This window comes from Candidatus Pelagibacter sp. HIMB1505, from assembly GCF_052047915.1.
GTDB classification, from domain to species: domain Bacteria; phylum Pseudomonadota; class Alphaproteobacteria; order Pelagibacterales; family Pelagibacteraceae; genus Pelagibacter; species Pelagibacter communis_A.
Genome location: NZ_JBNAIR010000001.1, coordinates 844,713 through 863,555, shown reverse-complemented (window position 1 = coordinate 863,555; position 18,843 = coordinate 844,713). Strand labels below are relative to the sequence as shown.

22 protein-coding genes are annotated in these 18,843 nt (G+C 30.0%); 9 read left to right on the top strand and 13 right to left on the bottom strand.

Translation table 11 applies throughout. The features are described from left to right. Window positions 1-23: 23 nt before the first annotated feature. The 3 genes from ACTTAU_RS04505 to ACTTAU_RS04495 all read right to left on the bottom strand — a co-directional run bounded on the left by ACTTAU_RS04505 (window position 24) and on the right by ACTTAU_RS04495 (window position 3,144). Window positions 24-1,358 carry a TRAP transporter large permease gene (locus ACTTAU_RS04505; RefSeq protein ID WP_438305157.1) on the bottom strand — a complete coding sequence of 445 codons (1,335 nt, stop codon included), beginning with the start codon at window positions 1,356-1,358 and terminating at the stop codon, window positions 24-26. Further along, window positions 1,359-1,973: a TRAP transporter small permease subunit gene (locus tag ACTTAU_RS04500; protein WP_085114143.1), complete on the bottom strand. Its 615-nt coding sequence runs from the start codon at window positions 1,971-1,973 to the stop codon at window positions 1,359-1,361. Window positions 1,974-2,046: 73 nt separating this feature from the next. Further along, window positions 2,047-3,144, bottom strand: a complete 1,098-nt coding sequence (locus ACTTAU_RS04495) for a TRAP transporter substrate-binding protein (RefSeq protein WP_085114142.1) — start codon at window positions 3,142-3,144, stop codon at window positions 2,047-2,049. A 147-nt stretch (window positions 3,145-3,291) separates the two neighbouring features. Between ACTTAU_RS04495 and ACTTAU_RS04490 the strand changes: the two genes are divergently transcribed. Genes ACTTAU_RS04490 through ACTTAU_RS04470 form a run of 5 tightly spaced genes read left to right on the top strand, consistent with a single transcriptional unit; the run spans window position 3,292 to window position 7,827 of the window. Next, entirely contained in the window at window positions 3,292-4,902 is a 1,611-nt protein-coding gene (locus tag ACTTAU_RS04490) for a GMC family oxidoreductase (RefSeq protein WP_438305159.1), read from the top strand. Further along, the gene (locus tag ACTTAU_RS04485) at window positions 4,902-5,495 is read left to right on the top strand and encodes a TerC family protein (protein ID WP_438305161.1); all 594 of its coding nucleotides are present in this window, start codon (window positions 4,902-4,904) and stop codon (window positions 5,493-5,495) included. Before ACTTAU_RS04490 ends, ACTTAU_RS04485 begins: the two co-directional genes overlap by 1 nt. Then, a complete protein-coding gene (locus tag ACTTAU_RS04480; protein ID WP_438305162.1) occupies window positions 5,496-6,254 on the top strand; it encodes an SDR family NAD(P)-dependent oxidoreductase in 759 nt (252 codons plus the stop codon). After that, window positions 6,239-7,039, top strand: coding sequence for a M23 family metallopeptidase (locus tag ACTTAU_RS04475; protein ID WP_438305165.1), 801 nt, complete (start codon window positions 6,239-6,241; stop codon window positions 7,037-7,039). Before ACTTAU_RS04480 ends, ACTTAU_RS04475 begins: the two co-directional genes overlap by 16 nt. An 11-nt stretch (window positions 7,040-7,050) precedes the next feature. Continuing rightward, on the top strand, window positions 7,051-7,827 hold the full coding sequence (locus ACTTAU_RS04470; RefSeq protein WP_438305168.1) for a fumarylacetoacetate hydrolase: 777 nt from the start codon (window positions 7,051-7,053) through the stop codon (window positions 7,825-7,827). 5 nt (window positions 7,828-7,832) lie between these two features. On the opposite strand, the gene ACTTAU_RS04465 is transcribed toward ACTTAU_RS04470, so the two are convergent. Next, on the bottom strand, window positions 7,833-8,345 hold the full coding sequence (locus ACTTAU_RS04465) for a gamma carbonic anhydrase family protein (RefSeq protein WP_438305170.1): 513 nt from the start codon (window positions 8,343-8,345) through the stop codon (window positions 7,833-7,835). 20 nt (window positions 8,346-8,365) lie between these two features. On the opposite strand from ACTTAU_RS04465, the gene ACTTAU_RS04460 reads away from it, so the two are divergent. After that, window positions 8,366-8,920 carry a thioredoxin family protein gene (locus ACTTAU_RS04460; RefSeq protein ID WP_438305172.1) on the top strand — a complete coding sequence of 185 codons (555 nt, stop codon included), beginning with the start codon at window positions 8,366-8,368 and terminating at the stop codon, window positions 8,918-8,920. Continuing rightward, window positions 8,920-9,999 (top strand): glycosyltransferase family 4 protein, encoded by a 1,080-nt coding sequence (locus tag ACTTAU_RS04455; protein ID WP_438305174.1) that lies wholly within the window; start codon window positions 8,920-8,922, stop codon window positions 9,997-9,999. Before ACTTAU_RS04460 ends, ACTTAU_RS04455 begins: the two co-directional genes overlap by 1 nt. 4 nt (window positions 10,000-10,003) lie before the next feature. Here ACTTAU_RS04455 and ACTTAU_RS04450 read toward each other — a convergent pair whose 3' ends face one another. Beyond that, window positions 10,004-10,948 carry a glycosyltransferase family 9 protein gene (locus tag ACTTAU_RS04450; protein WP_438305177.1) on the bottom strand — a complete coding sequence of 315 codons (945 nt, stop codon included), beginning with the start codon at window positions 10,946-10,948 and terminating at the stop codon, window positions 10,004-10,006. A gap of 32 nt (window positions 10,949-10,980) precedes the next feature. Between ACTTAU_RS04450 and ACTTAU_RS04445 the strand changes: the two genes are divergently transcribed. Then, on the top strand, window positions 10,981-11,370 hold the full coding sequence (locus tag ACTTAU_RS04445; RefSeq protein ID WP_438305179.1) for a DUF6165 family protein: 390 nt from the start codon (window positions 10,981-10,983) through the stop codon (window positions 11,368-11,370). Here ACTTAU_RS04445 and ACTTAU_RS04440 read toward each other — a convergent pair. From ACTTAU_RS04440 to ACTTAU_RS04410, 7 genes are all read right to left on the bottom strand, one after another. Continuing rightward, complete coding sequence (locus ACTTAU_RS04440; RefSeq protein ID WP_438305180.1) at window positions 11,360-12,037, bottom strand: ABC transporter permease; 678 nt, start codon at window positions 12,035-12,037, stop codon at window positions 11,360-11,362. The genes ACTTAU_RS04445 and ACTTAU_RS04440 overlap by 11 nt on opposite strands. A gap of 1 nt (window position 12,038) precedes the next feature. Next, the gene (locus tag ACTTAU_RS04435; RefSeq protein ID WP_438305182.1) at window positions 12,039-12,731 is read right to left on the bottom strand and encodes an ABC transporter permease; all 693 of its coding nucleotides are present in this window, start codon (window positions 12,729-12,731) and stop codon (window positions 12,039-12,041) included. Between the two features lie 45 nt (window positions 12,732-12,776). Then, entirely contained in the window at window positions 12,777-13,643 is an 867-nt protein-coding gene (locus ACTTAU_RS04430) for a transporter substrate-binding domain-containing protein (protein ID WP_438305184.1), read from the bottom strand. 63 nt (window positions 13,644-13,706) lie between these two features. Then, on the bottom strand, window positions 13,707-14,747 hold the full coding sequence (gene speD, locus ACTTAU_RS04425; RefSeq protein WP_440632919.1) for an adenosylmethionine decarboxylase: 1,041 nt from the start codon (window positions 14,745-14,747) through the stop codon (window positions 13,707-13,709). 4 nt (window positions 14,748-14,751) lie between these two features. Further along, a complete protein-coding gene (locus ACTTAU_RS04420) occupies window positions 14,752-15,417 on the bottom strand; it encodes a class II aldolase/adducin family protein (RefSeq protein ID WP_438305186.1) in 666 nt (221 codons plus the stop codon). Then, the gene (mtnA, locus tag ACTTAU_RS04415) at window positions 15,414-16,484 is read right to left on the bottom strand and encodes an S-methyl-5-thioribose-1-phosphate isomerase (RefSeq protein WP_440632918.1); all 1,071 of its coding nucleotides are present in this window, start codon (window positions 16,482-16,484) and stop codon (window positions 15,414-15,416) included. The genes ACTTAU_RS04420 and mtnA overlap by 4 nt, the downstream gene beginning before the upstream one ends. Next, on the bottom strand, window positions 16,481-17,353 hold the full coding sequence (locus ACTTAU_RS04410; RefSeq protein ID WP_440632917.1) for an S-methyl-5'-thioadenosine phosphorylase: 873 nt from the start codon (window positions 17,351-17,353) through the stop codon (window positions 16,481-16,483). The genes mtnA and ACTTAU_RS04410 overlap by 4 nt, the downstream gene beginning before the upstream one ends. Before the next feature lie 40 nt (window positions 17,354-17,393). Between ACTTAU_RS04410 and ACTTAU_RS04405 the strand changes: the two genes are divergently transcribed. After that, on the top strand, window positions 17,394-17,921 hold the full coding sequence (locus ACTTAU_RS04405) for an adenine phosphoribosyltransferase (RefSeq protein WP_438305189.1): 528 nt from the start codon (window positions 17,394-17,396) through the stop codon (window positions 17,919-17,921). On the opposite strand, the gene ACTTAU_RS04400 is transcribed toward ACTTAU_RS04405, so the two are convergent. Continuing rightward, window positions 17,918-18,796: a glycosyltransferase family 2 protein gene (locus ACTTAU_RS04400; protein WP_438305192.1), complete on the bottom strand. Its 879-nt coding sequence runs from the start codon at window positions 18,794-18,796 to the stop codon at window positions 17,918-17,920. The two genes, ACTTAU_RS04405 and ACTTAU_RS04400, sit on opposite strands and share 4 nt — an antisense overlap. Window positions 18,797-18,843 lie beyond the last annotated feature (47 nt).

The window sequence follows — 18,843 nt, the reverse complement described above, 5'->3', positions numbered from 1 at the left end:
ATTAGATACTAAACTAATATTATTTACTGTCCATATAGATAGGATGGTAGCCAAAGAGCTATCTTAGGAAATATTATTATTAAAACCAAACCTATCACCTGAATGACCATAAATTGCATCATTCCATAATAGATATCTTTTAAATCCCATTCAGGGACAACACCTTTTAAAAAATATGCTGACAGAGCTACTGGTGGGGACAGCCAGGCGGTTTGTAAATTAACAGCAACAAGTATAGCGAACCAAGTTAAGTTAAATCCTAAAGCTTCTATTAATGGTAATATAATCGGTACTACAATCATCACAATTGGCACCCACTCTAATGGCCAACCTAATAAAAAAATCATTACCATTACAATTGCTAAAATAAGATATTTATTCATCTCAAGACCTAGTAAAAAGTCTGTTAAAAGCATTGGAGTTCCTAGTCTAGAAAAAACAGCTCCAAAGAAATTTGAAGCAGCAACTAATACCATTATCAAAGCAGAAATTTCTAAAGTTTTAACTAAAGAGTCTTGTAGTTTTTTGAATGTCAATTTTTTATAAGCTATTGCTAATAATAAAGAACCCATTGCACCACAACCCGCAGCTTCTGTTGGTGTTGCAAATCCAAATAAAATACTTCCAAGAGCAGCAAAAACTAGAGCAGCTGGTGGAACTAAACCTAAGAAAAATTCAATCCATACTTCTCTCATACTCGTAGCTCTTAACTCTGGCGGAAGAACTGGACCTAATTTTGGATTAATAATACATCTAATTGTTGTATATGCAGCGTAAAGAGTTGCTAATAAAACTCCTGGAATAATTGCTGCTGCAAATAAATCAGTAACTGGGATTTCCATAATTGGCCCCATAACTACAAGCATAATACTTGGTGGAATTAAAATACCTAAAGTTCCACCTGCTGTAATTGTTCCAGCTGCAAGTCTTACATCATAACCAGATTTGTTCATTGACTTTGCGGCCATAATCCCAAGTATGGTTACTGAAGCTCCTACTATACCGGTTGCTGCTGCAAAAATTACAGAAACAAATAAGACTGCATAATATAAAGAGCCTCTTACTTTAGCTAACATTAATTGAAATGCTGAAAACAATCTCTCCATCAGACCACATTGTTCCATCATTATTCCCATAAAGACAAAGAGTGGGACGGCGGCGAGTGTTTGTTCGGTCATGACCATTGAGAACTGCAAGGTCATCAAATAAAAAACTAACTTACCAAATCCAAGATAACCAAATACAAAACCTAAAAAAATTAATGTAAATGAAATTGGAAATCCTACAAAAATTGAAAAAAGCATTACACCAATTAAAATGAAACCTAGGACAGCAGGATCTATAAATTCAGCTAACATCTATTCATCATCTCCTGGCCATTTACCTCTAGTAGATGCCCAATAACTTTTTAATAACTCTGAAACTCCTTGAATAAGTAAAAATAATATACCAAACCATAGACATGCTTTGATTGGCCACATTAAAGGCATCCAAGCAGTATCCATTCCTCTTTCACCTCTCATAATAGATTCTTGAACAAAACCTGTTGTCATCCATAAAAAAACTATTAATCCAGGAAAATAAAATAACAGATATAACCAAAAATCTATTAGCCCTTGAGTTTTAGTTTTAAAATTTCTGTACAAAAAGTCTGCTCGAATATGAACACCTTTAGATAATGCATAACCTGCACCAAGCATAAAAAGAGCTCCATACATAAATCTACTTAAATCATATGCCCACATTGTAGGGGCTGTAAAAAGTTTTCTTGCTAATACTTCATAAACCATAGCAAGTATTAAAGGTACTGTTATCCAGCAAACAACATTACCTACCCATTTATTAAATAAATCAATTTTTGTTATTGTTGATGCCATCCATTTTGGCATGTCGTCAGGCATTTTACCTGAACCACCACGCCTTTCAGCGATCATTTCATCTGTTATATCTAATTTAGATGGTTCATCTGACATAATAATTCCTTAAAAAAAACTGAAGCGAAAAATTAATTTCGCTTCAGTTTATATTTTATAATCTATCTAAATACTATTTTAAAGTAGCTGCGTGAGCCATTCCTAGCTTCGCATTAGACATTTGAGCTCCAGACCAGAATGGTACTGCAATATCAGCAAATGCTTTTTGTGAATCCCAAACTTTTTTGAAGAAAGGATTTTTAGCAGCATTTGTCTCTAAGCTTTTCTTTGCAGCAGCCATATACGCTGGGAAATAGTCAGCTGGAGTGTCATGCAAAATAACACCATGCTTATTTGTAAGCTCAGCTAATGCTTTTCCATTTTCGTATATTCTGTAACTCATTGATTTTGATAGAGATGCATTCGCAGCAACTTCTAAAGCTTTCTTCTCAATAGCAGACATTTTCTTATATTTGCTACCATTAATATAGAAGTCAGCATTTACTACTACTTGGTGTAGACCTTGTAGGTAGTAATGTTTTAGAACTTTTTGGAAACCGAATGTCATGTCTGGTTTTGGACAACACCATTCAGCAGCATCAATTGTTCCTGCTTCAAGAGCTGGAAGAATATCTCCACCACCCATTGCTACAGAAGCTACACCAATATCTTTATAAGTTTGTCCTGGAATTCCTGGAGGAGTTCTGAACTTATACTTTCTAAAGTCAGCCATGCTATTAATTGGCTCTTTGAACCAACCTAAAGCTTCTGGACCAACTGGTTGTAGCATGAAACCTTTAATGTCTCTTCCCATTTCGCTCCATAATTGGTCGTAAAGTTCTTTACCACCACCATATTGGAACCAAGATAAGAATGCTAAGTTATCAATACCAACACCTGCACCTGCTACTGGAGATCCAAATAACATAGCTGCTGGGTGATCACCTGACCAATAGTGAGTCCAAGCGAAACCACAATCGATTAATCCTTTATCAACTGCATCAAGAGTTTCCTTAACACCTACTACTGCTCCTGCTGGCATAATTTCAAACTTAAGTGAACCTTGTGTTAGTTCAGTTACTGTATCTGTGAAATCTTTTAACATTTTCACTTCATCAGCTTTTGCACTAATTACAGTTTGACACTTAAGAGTTTGTGCAGAATTTGCTCCTGTAACCGTCATGACAGTTAAAAGAAGAGTTCCTACAAATAATGATATGATTTTTTTCATACTTAATTTCCTCTTTAGTTTTTATTAATAAAGTCGTTACCCTCTCAAAAATTAGAAAACTATACAAGTGTTAAAATTGTACTTAAAAATTTATAAAGCTTGTATTTACTAGCATTTTAATAAAATATTATTATAAGCGATTTATTTATGGACAGTTTTGATTATATTATTTTAGGTGCGGGTTCTGCAGGTTGTGTTTTAGCAAATAGATTATCCGAAAATCCAAATAATAAAGTTTTACTTTTAGAGGCTGGGGGAAAAGATACTTACCCATGGATTCATATTCCAGTTGGATATTTTAAAACAATGCATAATCCAAAAGTAGACTGGTGTTATAAAACTGAGCCAGATGAAACAATGAATAATCGATCAATAAGATATCCACGTGGAAAAACATTAGGTGGCAGCTCCTCTATTAATGGACTTTTATGGGTTCGAGGTCAAAAAGAAGATTATGATATTTGGAGACAATTAGGCAATACAGGATGGAGTTGGGACGATGTTTTGCCTTACTTTTTAAAATCTGAAAATAATGAACTTGGTAAAAGTGAATTCCATAATGATAGCGGACCTATAACTGTTGCTAATAAAAAGATTAATTTAAAATTACTTAATGAATTTGAAAATGCTGCAGAAGAATTTGGAATTCCGAAAACGAATGACTTTAATACTGGAGATAATCATGGTGTAGGTTTTTTTCAATTCACTACAAGCTTCAATAAACCTGGATTAAAATTAAGATGTAGTGCTGCAAAAGGATATTTAAACCCTGCAAAAAAAAGACCTAATTTAAAAATTGTAGTTAAAGCTCATATTCAAAAAATAAATTTTGAAGGAAAAAAAGCAATTGGTGCAAGCTATTATCAAGGAGATAAAGTTGTCTCCGTTAAAGCTAACAAAGAAGTTATATTGTCAGCTGGTGCTATTGGTTCACCTCAAATACTTCAAGTTTCAGGAATTGGTAACGGTAATAAACTTAAAAATAATGGTATAGAAGTAATTCATGAATTGGATGGTATAGGTCAAAATTTACAAGATCATCTAATGTTTAGACCTGTATATAAGGTTAAAAATTTAAAATCTCTTAATAGAAAAGTAGAGAGCTTGTTTGGCAGATTTATGATGGGCTTAGAATATATTTTAAATCAAAGTGGTCCAGTTACAATGGGTGCTAGTCAAGTCTGTGGATTTACAAAAAGCGATCCTTCAAGAGCAACACCTAACCTTCAATTTCACGTTTCACCTGTAAGCACAGATATTTTAGGAGTAACACCAATGCATGATTTTGAAGGTATCACACCAACAGTTGCTAATGTAAGACCAACTAGTAGAGGTGAAATTAATATTGTTAGCTCAGATAGTAGAGATCATCCAAAAATTAAGATGAATTATCTATCAACTGATGATGACAGAAAAGTTGCAGCTCAAGGATTAAAAATAATTCGTAAAATAATGCTGGAAACTGAAACCTTTAAAAAGTACCAACCAGAAGAGTATAGACCTGGAGTACATATTACTGATGATGAAGAATTAGTTAAAGAAGGATCTAATTTTACCCAAACAATTTTTCATCCTGTTGGAACTTGTAAAATGGGTCAAGATGAAATGTCAGTGGTTGATGAAAAACTTAAAGTTAGAGGCATTCAAAATTTAAGAGTAATTGATGCATCGATAATGCCAAATATTACTTCTGGTAATACTAACGCACCAACAATTATGATTGCTGAAAAAGGTGCAGATATGATATTACAAAATTAATGCTATCTGAATTATTTTCACCTGATCAATTAGCAATTTTAACACAAATTATATTAATTGACTTAGTTCTTGCTGGTGACAATGCAATAATTATTGGAATGGTTGCATCCAAATTCCCAGTTGAACAAAGAAAAAAAGTAATTTTTTGGGGTATTGGTGGAGCAATTATTTTAAGGGTAATCCTTACTTTATTAACAGCATACCTATTACAAATACCTGGTCTTAGACTTATTGGAGGTATTTTGCTCTTATATATTGTCTACAAACTTTATGTAGATGTTATTAAAGGCGCTAGTAAAGAAGAGGATATTAAAGTTGATAATTCTAGTTTTATAAAGGCTATATGGACAGTATTGTTAGCTGACTTTACTATGAGTTTAGACAATGTTCTTGGTGTAGCAGGAGCTGCAGGTGAACATTATGTATTGCTTGTATTTGGATTGTTACTTTCTATAATCCTAATGGCAACAGCTGCTAATTTGATTTCTGGATGGATACAAAAGTATAGATGGATAGCCTGGGCTGGCTTGTTAGCAATTTTAATTGTTGCTATTGATTTAATTAAAACAGATATTCAAGTATTACTTTTTTAAATGTATTTACAAAAAATTAGTCTTAAAAATAAATATGCACTTGTAACAGGTGCTGGAAAAGGCTTGGGAAGAGCTTGCTCTATTGCATTGGCTGAAGCTGGTGCAACTATTATTGCTTTAAGCAGAACTCAATCAGATTTGGATAAATTAGAAAAAGAAATAAAAAAAGTAAAAGGAAAAACAATAAAAATTCTTTGTGATGTAATGAATTATGAGGAGACAAAATTAAAATTAGACAAATTAAAAGTAATAGATATTTTGGTAAATAACGCTGGAACAAATTTGCCAGAACCTTTTGCACAGGTTAAACAAAAAAGTATGAACTACTTAGTAGACCTTAATTTAAAAGCTGCATTTAATGTTGCACAATTAGTAGTAAAAAAAATGCTGAAAAATAAAAAAAGACCTGGCTCAATTATAAATATGTCTTCTCAACTTGGTCATGTAGGTTGTGAGGGCAGAAATGTTTATAATATGACTAAATTTGGGATAGAAGGTCTCACAAAGGGTATGGGAGTAGAGCTTGCTAAACATGATATACGTGTAAATACTGTTGCGCCTACATTCGTTGCAACTCCAATGGTGAAAAATTTTTTTAAAAATAAAAAATTTAAAAAATCCGCTTTAAGTAGAATTCCAATGGGCAAACTTGCAACCGAAAGTGATGTTGCAACCACTGTATGTTTTCTAGCATCATCTGCATCTTCAATGATAACTGGTACATCAATTTTAATCGATGGTGGATGGACAGCTCAGTAATTTATAAAAGCTTATTCATCTTTTTACTAATTATCTCTCAAGCAAAATCAATTGAATTTACTGGTAAATTTTTTCAAGGTCATTTTATTATTGGTAAAACTGATCCAAATGCAAAAATTGTTATAGATAAAAAAAACGTTAAAGTCTCAGATGAAGGATATTTTGTATTTGGCATTGATAGAGATAGAAAGTTTGATTTAAAAATAACTAAAGTTTTAGATAACAAAAAAGATATATTTATAAAAAAAATTTTTAAGAGAAAATACAATATTCAAAGAATTGATGGATTGCCTGAAAATAAAGTAACTCCTCCTGAATCTGTTTATAAAAGAATTAAAGAAGAAAATAATAAAATTGGTAAAGCAAGAGCAATAAATTCTGATCTGATTTTTTTTAAAGATAAGTTTATAATGCCTGTTGATGGAATAATTAGTGGTGTGTATGGTAGCCAAAGAATTTTAAATGGCAAACCAAAGTGGCCTCACTATGGAATAGATATAGCTGCCAAAAAAGGAACTCCAATTAAATCTTCAGGGAGAGGTGTGGTAACTATGGCTGAAAAAGATTTATACTATACTGGTGGAACTATAATAATGGATCATGGACATGGAATTTCAACTATCTATTCTCATTTAGAAAATATTTTAGTTTCAGTTGGTGATCAAATTAATCAAGGTGATATAATTGGAACTGTAGGATCCACAGGAAGATCAACTGGACCTCATTTAGATTTTAGAGTTAATTGGTTTCAAACAAGACTTGATCCAATGACAGTTATAAACTAATTATTATTTTTATGAAAAAAACTCTTGTCGAAAAAACTTCAGACAAATTAGTTAATGCTTTCTTAAGAAATAAATTAATAGGTCCAATTCCAAGACAATATTCAAAAAAATTAGTTAACGCTCAAAAGTTTAGAAAGCTTTGTGAAAGTAAAATAAAAGAGCCAATTGTTGGTTTTAAAGCGGCTGGAACGGGTATTCCTGTTATGAAAAAATTAAAAGAGAAAGAACCATTTTATGCATCTATTTATAAAAGAAATGTCGTTAAAAGTGGAGAAAAAGTAAAAATAAACAAAGGCACATTAGGTATTGAGCTTGAAGTTTGTTATCAAATTAAAAAAAACTTTTTTTCATCCAAAGGTTTAATTACAGCCAAAAATATCTCAAAATTTATTTCCTATATGGCACCTTGTATCGAGGTCGTTGGTTACAGACAAAAAAAGAAAGGTATTACATCCTTTGGAGATTTGTGCAGTGACTTTGGAGCCAATGTTAGATTTCTAGTGGGTAAAAAGAAAAAGTATAAAAAAATTAATATTGGTAATTTAAAAACAAATATTCAAAATAAAAAAATCAATCAAAGTGTTGATGGAAATACTAACACAGTTTTCATAAATCCTCTTAATTCATTAAAATTTGTCTTAAATAAGATAAAAAAAGATAAAATTGATTTGGGTAAAGATTTTTGGGTATTCACTGGATCAACGGTAGGTGTAGTTCCCATCAATGGAAAAGGTCTTTATATTGGAAAAATTTCAAAGCTAGGAACAGTTAAATCAGTAATTTATTAGAATGATTAAAAAATATTCTTTGAATATTTTTTCCAATTATCTTGATAATGTTTTGTATTTTCTATCACAGCCTTTTTCTCATCCTCTGTAACTTCTCTGATAACTTTTCCAGGTGATCCAACAACCAATGAATTATCAGGTATTTCCTTATTTTCAGTGATCAAAGCTTTTGCACCAATAATACAATTCTTTCCAATCTTTGCCTTGTTAAGAATTACAGCACCTATTCCAATTAGACTATTATCACCAATACTGCATCCGTGAAGCATAACCATATGGCCTACGGTTACATCTTTACCAATTTTTAATGGACAACCAGGATCAGTATGAAGGATACTCCCATCTTGAACATTTGAACCCTCGCCTACAAAGATATTTTCAATATCGCCTCTTAAAACTGCATTGAACCAAATACTTGTATTTTTTTCTAAAGTAACATCTCCAATTATTGTTGCATTAGGTGCAACCCAATTTTCACCTAAACTTTTGGGTTTTTTATCTTTTAAATCATAAAACATAACATATATATTATTACAGTATGCTCACTCAAACTCCAATATGTGATTTTGGTAAAAAAGCTATTCCATTCAAATTAAAATCCACTGAGGGTAAAATTATTTCATTAGAAGAACTTAAAGGTGAAAATGGAATATTGGTGATGTTCATTTGTAATCACTGCCCTTATGTTAAAGCAATTACAAAAGATATTGTTGAAGATTGTAATGAATTAAAAAAAATTGGTATTAACTCAGTTGCGATTTCATCAAATGATCCAACAAATTATCCTGAAGATTCTTTTGAAAATATGATTGAATTTGCAAAAAAAAATGATTTTAGTTTTCCATATTTAATTGATGAAACTCAAGAAATTGCAAAAGCTTATGATGCAGTATGTACTCCAGACTTTTTTGGATATAATAAGGACTTAGAACTTCAATACAGAGGTCGATCAAGAGAGTTAAAAAACCTTATTCCAATAAGAGATGGTAAGAGTGACTTATATAAAGCTATGAAATTAATTGCTGAAACTAGTAATGGTCCAAAAATTCAAATCCCAAGTGCGGGCTGCAGCATTAAATGGAAATTTGATTAATGTATTTGGTGGTAACTAGATCTTTTCCTCCTGAACTTGGGGGGATGCAAAGTTTAATGTGGGGTTTATCCAAAGAATTATCAAAAAATTATTTAATTAAAGTATTTGCAGATTACCAAGATGGTCACAAAGAATTTGATGAGAAAGTAAATTTTTCTATAGAAAGAGTTGGTGGAATAAAATTTTTAAGAAAAATCAGAAAAGCACAATTAATTGATGAGGTCACTAAAAATAATCAAGTGGAGGGAATTATTGCTGACCATTGGAAAAGCTTAGAAGCACTAAAAAACAATAAAAAAAAATATTGTTTAATTCACGGAAAAGAAATTAATCACCCTCAAGGAAGCAAATTAAACTCTAGAGTGCTTAAAGTTTTAAATAATGTTGAAAAGGTAATAGCTAATTCAAAATACACAAAAAATTTAGCAATTGAAATTGGAGTTAATGAAGAGAAAATTGTGGTTATCAATCCAGGTGTTGATCAGGTTAAAGAATTAGACAAAAAATCCCTAGAAAAAGTTGAAAGTTTATTAAAAATTAAAACACCAAGATTAATTACCGTTTCAAGGTTTGATAAAAGAAAAAATCATGAAAAAGTAATTATGGCTCTTAGAAATCTTAAACAAATGTATCCTGATATTGTCTATCTTTGTATTGGATATGGTGATGAGGAGGAAAATATCAAAAGATTAGTTAAAGAGCTTAATTTAGAATCTCAAGTAATGTTTTTCAAAGATATTTCAGATGATTTAAAAAATGCATTAATAACAAAATCAAATATTTTTGTTATGCCGTCTATAAAATACAAAACTTCAGTTGAAGGATTTGGTATCGCTTATATTGAAGCTGCACAATATGGTGTTCCATCTTTAGGAGGAAAAGATGGTGGTGGTGCTGATGCTATTGAGCATGACAAAACTGGTTTAATATGTGATGGAAACAACTTAGATGAAATTTACTCATCATTAAATTTAATGATTGAGAATAAAAAATACTTAGAATTTGGTAAAAATGCAAAAGAATATGCATCTAAATTTACTTGGGAAAAGACAATAGAAGAATACAAAAAAATTATTTAATCTTCTAAAACTTAATAATCTGGGAAACTCGTTCAAAAACTTTTTCTGCTGAAAGTTTTGATAATTCTGGCGCTTGTATTGCTTTAAAATTTTCTCTTTCAATACTAACTTTAAAAGGAGTTGTATGAGAACCAAATAAAGCAATTCCTTTTGATCCTAAATGCGCTGTTATATGAGCAGGTCCAGTATCATTAGCGACCACAAACGAACTATCTTTAATTAATCCAGATAATTGTGAAATATTCAAAGCTTTACCATTATCCAAAACACATAAAGCATTTATATTTTTTGCATCTTCAATTTCATCTGGTCCAGGTGCAGTAACAACTTTAAATTTATTTTCAAATTTTTGATTAATGATACTGATTAAGTCATTGTAATAAGGCCATTTCTTTGAAGTCAAATGAGGTGAGCAAAAAGGAAAAAGTATTATGTATTTATCTAGTTCGTAATTTTTTTTTATTTCTGAAATATCAACTGTACTCCATGAAAAGTCTGGTTTCATTGTATGATTGGTATTAATTCCTGAAGACTTTAACTGATGATCAAATCTTGAAAGAACAGAGTCTTTATCAAAATCTTGTTTTGTGGTTCCTTCTGGTAATGTAGTTTCAGTGGATGACCATATTTCTTTTGTAGCTTTTGGAAATAATATTCTTTTATAAAAAGCTGTTCTACTCGAGTTTTGAAGATCGTAAACTTTAGAAAAAGAATATTTCTTCAACTCACGCATTAGAAAATATAAATAAATTAGATTATATCTAGGAAGCCTTTTGTCTAAAATTACGCCCTTTAAGAAAGGATTTTTTTTAAATAAATCAAAATATGGTTTTGTAGTTAATAAATACACATCATCATTTTCATGATTTTCACAAATATCTTGAATTGCACCACTAGCTTGAGCTATATCTCCTAATGATCCATGTTTAATAATTAATATGTTAGACATTTAATACATAACTTAACATAGTATCAAATATTATGAATAAAATTTTAGTTGAAGTTTCAGTCGGTGAACTCTTAGATAAAATTTCAATTTTAGAAATTAAACAGGAAAAAATTAAAGATCCTGAAAAACTAAGATTTATTAATGACGAACATTCAATACTAAAATCTCAATTAGAGCAAAATGTTAAAACTGATGAAAAATTAGAAAAACTTTTCCATTCTTTAAAAGAAATTAATTCAAAACTCTGGGTCATAGAAGATGATAAAAGACTATGTGAAAAAGAAAAAGATTTTGGAGAAAAATTTATAAAACTTTCTAGAGATGTGCATTTTTTAAATGATGATCGAGCTAAAATAAAACTTGAAATGAACAATCATACAGGTTCAAAAATAAAAGAAATTAAAGAATATACTAGTTACTAAAACTATATTTTTTCTCTAAAAATTTAATTAAGTTGTGAATACAAAAGGTCATAAATAGGTAAATACTGCCAGCAACAATAAATACCTCAATTGGTTTAAATGTTGTTGAAATTATATATTTAGCAACTCCAGTCAGATCCATCAATGTAACAGTACTTGCAAGTGATGTGCCTTTAAGCATTAAGATAATTTCATTTCCATAGGCAGGCAAAGATTGCCTAATAGCAATTGGAATTTGGATTTTGTAAAAAATTATTTTATTTGAAATTCCAAGACTTTTACCAGCTTCTATCACTCCAATTTTAATAGTCTGAAAAGCTGATCTTAAAATTTCAGATGTATAAGCGCCTGTATTTAATGAAAAAGCAATAATTGCACACCAATAAGGTTCTTTAATGATTGTCCATAAAAATGTTGATCGTAAATATTCAATTTGAGCTAATCCATAATAGATTATGAATATCTGAACAAGTAGTGGTGTTCCTCTAAATAAATATGAATATCCATATGCAAATTTATTTATTAAGACATTTTTATTTAATCTTAAAATAGCAAATCCCAAACCTATAAATAATCCTATTATTAAAGAACTTATTAAGAGTTTTAATGTAACTAATGCTGCTGGAAGTAATTTTGGTAAGCTATTTAATATTAAGTCTAAATCCATATTAGTAGCCCCTACTATATCTTAATTCTAACTTGTTAATTATTTTCATACTTAAAAAAGTAAGTAAGAGATAAAGAACTGCAGCAAATGAATAAAAGAATAAAGGATCTCGTGTTGAGCCTGCTGCAATATAAGATTGTCTCATAATTTCAACTAAACCTGTCACTGAAATTAATGATGTGTCTTTTAGAGTAATTTGCCAAACATTGCTTAAATTTGGAATGGCAAGTCTTAAAACTTGTGGGAGTATAATCTTATAAAATTGAGTAAATTTACTAAGACCTAAAACTTTAGCAGCTTCAAACTGACCTTTGTCAATTGATTGAACTGCACCTCTAAATACCTCTGTTGAATATGCTCCTGAAATTATTCCAATTGCTAATGAACCAGTAATAAATGCATTTATTTCAATATATTCATAATATCCAAATATTGATGCTACATACATTATTGCACCACTACCTCCAAAAAAGAAAAGATAAATTACGAGTAGTTCGGGAACACCCCTGATAACTGTTGTATAAAAATTTCCAAAAAAATTTAAAAATTTAAGTTTTGATAATTTTAGTGGCGTAAAAATTAAAGCAAATAAAAAACCAATTAACATTGCTGTTATTGAAACAGCGATCGTCATTAAAGTTGCATAGAATAACTCGTCACCCCAACCAGTTTTTCCAAATGCAAGAAGTTCCATATAGAAAAGGCGGTTAATAAATTAACCGCCATTTCAAAAATTTAATTACATAGAAGCATCAAAGCCAAACCATTTAATCGCAAGTCTAGAGATTACTCCATCTTTTCTTGCTTGATCTATAGCTTTATTAAATGCTCTTAAAAGTTCAGCATCTCTTTTACCAATAGCTGAATCTTCGCCCATTTGAGCTGCTTGTCTTAAACCAACACCAACTCCATTTCCAAATGCACCACCTGAAAATGTTGGTCCCACTAATACAACGGGTTTTCCAGATTTTTCAGCATAATCAACAAATGCTACTGCTGCAGCTAAAGCAACATCACATCTGCCAGCTTCTAGGTCTAAATTAACCTCATCTTGAGTTTTGTAAGTTCTTAAATTGATTTTACCTACATCACCAGACTCTAAGAAGTTTTGATGAATTGTTCCAGTTTGAGTACAAACTGTTTTTCCAGCTAAACCAGCTTCAATTGTTTTTAAAGCTTTTTTTGCAGCACTATCAGGCTTTGTAAGATTTATCCCAGCAGGAGTTTCCATACCTTCTAAATCAGAACCTTTCATGACAGCTAATGAAGCAACTTCGTCTGCATATCCTTGTGAAAATGTAATTACTTTTTTTCTTTCATCAGTAATTGACATTCCAGCCATGATCGCATCATATTTTCTTAATTGTAAAGCTGGTATCATTCCATCCCAATCTTGTTCAACAATTTCACACTGTCTTCCAATATATCTGCAAAGAGACCAGGCTAATTCAACTTCAAAGCCAATTAATTTTCCAGCTTCATTTTTTGAATTCCACGGAGGGTAAGCTCCTTCAGTTGCTATCTTAATTTTATCTGAAGCATTTACATTTCCGATAATTAATAAAGATGCCAAAACTGAAAAAATGGTTTTTTTTAATTTATTCATTATTATCTCCTAATTAATTTAATAATTAATTATTCCATAAATTAATGAATTAAAAAAGAAAAATTAATGATTGATAGAAGATGAGAAATTCCAAGAACAATCAAAACTTGGAATATATACTCTCGATAATTTAGTATTTCCAAAGTGATGATTAAATACATTTAACCAACTATCAACTTGTTGAGGTTTTTTGTCTTGAGAACCAACTTGTGCTGTAATTACCCCTTTTGGTTTTAATATCCTAACAAGTGAGTCCATATTTTTGGCCGCTAAATCAATACAAAACTGATCATCATTTAAATCTACAAATATATGATCATAATTATCATCATCTATAGACTTTATACTTTCAAAAGCATCCCCCCAAACACATTTGACTGAATTTTTTTCTGTAGATTTATTGCTAATTTCACCTAAGTGTTTATTGCAAACATCCACTACTTCTGGATCTAATTCATACCAATCGACAAAATTGAAATTTTTTGAAATACACTCTCTAGCAACACCACCATCGCCACCGCCAATTATAGCAGCTCTTTCATTTTGTTGATTTAGTTTAAGTCCAGCTCCTACAAATGTTGAGCTGTACAAATGTTCATCATTACTTGCAACTTGGATCTCTCCATCAATGAATAAAGATTTACCAAACTGTTCTAATTCTAATATTTCAATATGTTGACCAACTTTAGATTTAAAATCTTCCAATACATCATTTACAACATAAGATTTTTGTAAACCTGGTGAGCTATAAATGTCGTGATAAAGAGATTTGGTATCTCTATTAAATTCCTTTTTAACAATTCTTTTATGTTTAAATTCTTTTTTAACAATTTCTAAAGCTATAGAGGGGCTAACTTTTCCACATGTAAAAAAATCAAAACTTATTATTCCTTTTTCAGGGAATGTGTGAAAGCTAATATGACTTTCTGCAAGTAATGCCAAAATTGTAAAACCTTGTGGTTCAAATTTATACTTAGAAATATTTAAAATTGTAACTTTTGCGGCTGTTGCGATTTCTTTAATAACTTTCTCGTAGATAGAAGGATCGTATTCTTTTGTTGTACCAATAATATCTAAAGTAATATGCTCACCAACTTTAGTCATAAAACTAACCACTTTTATAATTTTTTACTTTATCTAAAATTTTTTTCATTTCTTGAAATGAAAGAATTTTAGGTTCGCCCATCTTTAAAGCAATAACATATTGATAGCAAATATTTTCTACCTCTTGAGCAAGTTCAAAAGCTTTAGATAAATTTTCACCAAAAGCAACTTGACCATGATTAGACATCAAACATGCTTTTCTGTCTTTTAAGGCTTTAATAATATTCCTTGATAACTCGTGTGTACCAAAAGTGGCATATTCAGAGCATCTTATATTTTCACCTCCTGCGAGAGCAATCATGTAATGAAATGGTGGTATTGATTTTCCATGTGTAGAAATTGCGGATGCATGTGGTGAATGCGCATGAACAATTGCTTTAGCTTCCCATTTATTTTTATAAATATCTTGATGAAATCTCCATTCTGAAGAAGGATTTTTTCCAGAATTGAACCATGCTAAAAAATCCTTCTCTTCATCTAAGGAAAGAAAAACTATATCTTCAGGTTTTAGACTTTCATACTTTTTACCAGAAGGCGTAATAAAAAAACCTTCTTTGTCATCCTCAAAACCTCTAACAGAAATATTTCCAGATCTTAAGGGAGATAAATTTGTTGTATTAAGTTTAATAGAATATTCAATTACTTCTTCTCTTTCTTTTAAATTTTTCATCTAAATAAATTATTTAGTCCTTCCGAAGAAGCGTCACAAATCCCTTTTTCTGTAATTAATTTAGTTACATACCTTGCTGGTGTAACATCAAAAGCTAAATTTAAAGATTTACTTTTTTTTGGATAAATTTGTATCTTTTTAATTTCTCCTTGCTCATCAAAACCCTCTAAATGAGATAACTCTTTAGAATTTCTTTCTTCTATAGGAATTTGATTACGATCTTTAAGCTCCCAATCAATTGTTGAACTTGGTAGAGCGACATAAAAAGGAATATTGTTATCATAAGCTGCAAGAGCTTTTAAATAAGTTCCAATTTTGTTACAAACATCTCCATTAGATAAAGTTCTATCTGTTCCAACAATACACATATCTACTTCTCCTCTTTGCATTAATATGCCACCGGTATTATCTGCTATTATTGTATTATCTATTCCCTCTTCATTTAATTCAAATGAGGTTAAATTTGCACCTTGGTTTCTTGGTCTTGTCTCGTCAACCCAAACATGAACTGGAATACCTTTTTTATGTGCATGATAAATTGGAGATGTAGCTGTACCCCAATTAATTGTTGCAAGCCAACCTGCATTACAATGAGTTAAAACATTCACTGTTTTATTTTTCTTTTTATAAATATCTTCAATCAAAGTAAGTCCATTTAAACCAATTTCATTACAAAATTTTTCATCTTCATCACAAATATTTTTTGCCTCATTAATAGCAAGGTCTAAAATTCTATTTTTTTCAGCAACAATTAATTTTTGCATCATTCGATCTACAGCCCATTTTAAATTTATTGCTGTTGGGCGAGATTTTATTAAATTTTCAGATGATTTTTTTAAAAATTCTAAATCATTATTTTCAATTATTGATAAAACTAAACCGTATGCTGCGGTCGCTCCAATTAAAGGGGCACCCCTAACTTCCATATCTTTAATTGCAATAACAGCATCATCACAAGTTTTAAGTTCTTTAATCGAAAAGTTGTGTGGAAGTTTAGTCTGATCAATTATTTTAACTTTATCATCTTCAAACCAGATGGTTTTATAATCTTTACCTTCAATTTTCATTTATTCAAAACTCGACCAGCTATTGTGTTAAGTTTTTTAATAGTTTTTTGAGTTCTTTTTTCTGGAGCAGTTATAATTGCAACGTCTAAACAATTATTGGTTGGATCTTTAGGGTCTATATATTTTTCAAAATTATCTATCAAAATTTTAATCATTACTTTTGCTTTATCTGCATTACTTAATAAAACTTTTATTACTTGTTGAACATCAACATTGTCATGATCTGGATGCCAACAATCAAAATCTGTGACCATAGATACAGATGCATATCTAATTTCAGCTTCTCTCGCTAATTTTGCTTCAGGCATATTAGTCATTCCAATTACATCAGCTTTCCAAGATCTATATAAATTTGATTCAGCTAGTGTTGAAAACTGAGGCCCTTCCATTACTACATAAGTCCCATTTCTCTGATAATCTATATTTGATTTTTTTATTGCATCTTCACAGGCATTCATAAGACCATTTGAAGTCGGATTTGCCATCGAAACATGTGCAACTATTTCATCCTCAAAAAAAGTTTTACTTCTTGCAAAAGTTCTATCAATAAACTGATCTACAATTACAAATTTCCCAGGAGGTAAATCCTCTTTAAGCGAACCCACTGCCGATACAGAAACAATATCTGTTACACCTAATTGTTTTAAAGCATCAATATTTGCCCTAAAATTGATGTTTGAAGGTGAAATAAAATGACCTCTTCCATGTCTTGGAAGAAAAAAAACTTCCTTTTCTTTATATTTAGTTTTCAAAATTTCATCAGATGGGTTTCCCCAGGGAGTGTTAAGTTTAATCAATTCTCTATTTTTAAACTCCTCAACATCATACAAACCACTACCACCAATTATAGCTAATTTATTTATTGTCATATATTAAATTTAAATTATTTATAAATTATAGAATACTATTATGAATTTAAAAGACTTTATAAGATCTATTCCTGATTATCCTAAAAAAGGAATATTATTTAGAGATATAACAACACTAATTAAAGATGAGAAAGCTTTTGCAGAAACAATTAACCAAATAGTTCAAAGATCAAAAAATTATAAAATTGATAAGATAGCTGCAATAGAGTCAAGAGGTTTTGTATTTGCTTCAGCAGTTGCTTATTTATTAAACAAACCATTTATTCTTTTAAGGAAAAAAAATAAATTACCTGCAGATGTTCACTCAATAGATTTTGAATTGGAATATGGAACTGCAACAATAGAAGTGCATAAAGATTCTTTTAAAAAGAATGATAAAGTTTTAATAATTGATGATTTAATAGCAACTGGTGGGACTGCAGAAGCAGCTGCAAAATTAATTGAAACTTCTGGTGCTACAGTAGTGGCTTTTATATTTGTTATAAATTTATATGATTTAGGTGGTTGCAAAAACCTTATAGATAAAAATTATTTAGTTGAAAATTTAATTGAATTTCCTGGTCATTAATCCTCTAACTTAGGTCTATAATATGATTTTAATCCTATCATAGAACTAACCAATCCATATAATCTCATTAAGTAAATTTGACTTTTGAAGATTCTAAATGTGATTAAATAAAATAAAATTTTTAATAAACTAGTAAGCAAATTATTAAAATTTGTTAAAAATGCATAAATATAACCAGAATGTTTTTTATTATAATAAAATTTTGACCACATCCAATGCCAATTTCTTGATAGCTCTATTTGTTTTTTAAATTTTGGATTTACAGCACCTCCTCCAATATGATTAATTTTAGAAGTTGGTACAACGTAAATATTTTGATTTCTTTTTTTTATTTCTTTGCACAAATCATCATTTTCTAAATATAAAAAAATATTTTCATCAAAAAATCTAAAATTATCTAAATTTTTTAATTTTTTAAGATTTAGTAACATTGCATATCCATCAATACTTATCACTTGAAATGGAGATCTATTATTAAAATTATATTTTTTTCCTAAATTAAAATTTGGATACTCTAAATTGTTTGAGATCGGAGCAATTATTCCAAAGTCTCTAATGCTTTTAGAGGCTATAATTATTTCATCTATGGTATCATTATTTAAAACTACATCAGGATTAATTATAAAAGCAAAGTCTGTAATAATTGATTTAATAGCAAGATTATTACCCGCTCCCATTCCAAGGTTTTTAGGCGACAAAATACATTCTACGTTATCAAATTTATTTTCAATATATGCCTTAAAATTTTCATCATTTGAGTTATCAACAATTAAAACTTTAATTTCTTTATCTATTGAATTAATACAATCTTCAATCACATGATTGCTTTTAAAGCTTACAATAATAATAGTTAAATTTTTCTTGGTTAATGACATGAATTAAATTTTATCATATATACTAAGATTTTATTCTAATGTAAAAA

Coding starts and splice junctions, on each gene's coding strand:
- ACTTAU_RS04465 (WP_438305170.1), bottom strand. CDS start 8,345: ATGTTTTATGATTTAAAAGATAAAAAACCCAAAAGTTTAGGTGAAAAT.
- ACTTAU_RS04435 (WP_438305182.1), bottom strand. CDS start 12,731: ATGGAACTTCTTGCATTTGGAAAAACTGGTTGGGGTGACGAGTTATTC.
- ACTTAU_RS04440 (WP_438305180.1), bottom strand. CDS start 12,037: ATGGATTTAGACTTAATATTAAATAGCTTACCAAAATTACTTCCAGCA.
- ACTTAU_RS04455 (WP_438305174.1), top strand. CDS start 8,920: ATGTATTTGGTGGTAACTAGATCTTTTCCTCCTGAACTTGGGGGGATG.
- ACTTAU_RS04490 (WP_438305159.1), top strand. CDS start 3,292: ATGGACAGTTTTGATTATATTATTTTAGGTGCGGGTTCTGCAGGTTGT.
- ACTTAU_RS04480 (WP_438305162.1), top strand. CDS start 5,496: ATGTATTTACAAAAAATTAGTCTTAAAAATAAATATGCACTTGTAACA.
- ACTTAU_RS04400 (WP_438305192.1), bottom strand. CDS start 18,796: ATGTCATTAACCAAGAAAAATTTAACTATTATTATTGTAAGCTTTAAA.
- mtnA (WP_440632918.1), bottom strand. CDS start 16,484: ATGAAAATTGAAGGTAAAGATTATAAAACCATCTGGTTTGAAGATGAT.
- ACTTAU_RS04410 (WP_440632917.1), bottom strand. CDS start 17,353: ATGACAATAAATAAATTAGCTATAATTGGTGGTAGTGGTTTGTATGAT.
- ACTTAU_RS04405 (WP_438305189.1), top strand. CDS start 17,394: ATGAATTTAAAAGACTTTATAAGATCTATTCCTGATTATCCTAAAAAA.
- ACTTAU_RS04420 (WP_438305186.1), bottom strand. CDS start 15,417: ATGAAAAATTTAAAAGAAAGAGAAGAAGTAATTGAATATTCTATTAAA.
- ACTTAU_RS04475 (WP_438305165.1), top strand. CDS start 6,239: ATGGACAGCTCAGTAATTTATAAAAGCTTATTCATCTTTTTACTAATT.
- ACTTAU_RS04495 (WP_085114142.1), bottom strand. CDS start 3,144: ATGAAAAAAATCATATCATTATTTGTAGGAACTCTTCTTTTAACTGTC.
- ACTTAU_RS04505 (WP_438305157.1), bottom strand. CDS start 1,358: ATGTTAGCTGAATTTATAGATCCTGCTGTCCTAGGTTTCATTTTAATT.
- ACTTAU_RS04470 (WP_438305168.1), top strand. CDS start 7,051: ATGAAAAAAACTCTTGTCGAAAAAACTTCAGACAAATTAGTTAATGCT.
- ACTTAU_RS04500 (WP_085114143.1), bottom strand. CDS start 1,973: ATGTCAGATGAACCATCTAAATTAGATATAACAGATGAAATGATCGCT.
- ACTTAU_RS04430 (WP_438305184.1), bottom strand. CDS start 13,643: ATGAATAAATTAAAAAAAACCATTTTTTCAGTTTTGGCATCTTTATTA.
- speD (WP_440632919.1), bottom strand. CDS start 14,747: ATGACTAAAGTTGGTGAGCATATTACTTTAGATATTATTGGTACAACA.
- ACTTAU_RS04450 (WP_438305177.1), bottom strand. CDS start 10,948: ATGTCTAACATATTAATTATTAAACATGGATCATTAGGAGATATAGCT.
- ACTTAU_RS04485 (WP_438305161.1), top strand. CDS start 4,902: ATGCTATCTGAATTATTTTCACCTGATCAATTAGCAATTTTAACACAA.
- ACTTAU_RS04460 (WP_438305172.1), top strand. CDS start 8,366: ATGCTCACTCAAACTCCAATATGTGATTTTGGTAAAAAAGCTATTCCA.
- ACTTAU_RS04445 (WP_438305179.1), top strand. CDS start 10,981: ATGAATAAAATTTTAGTTGAAGTTTCAGTCGGTGAACTCTTAGATAAA.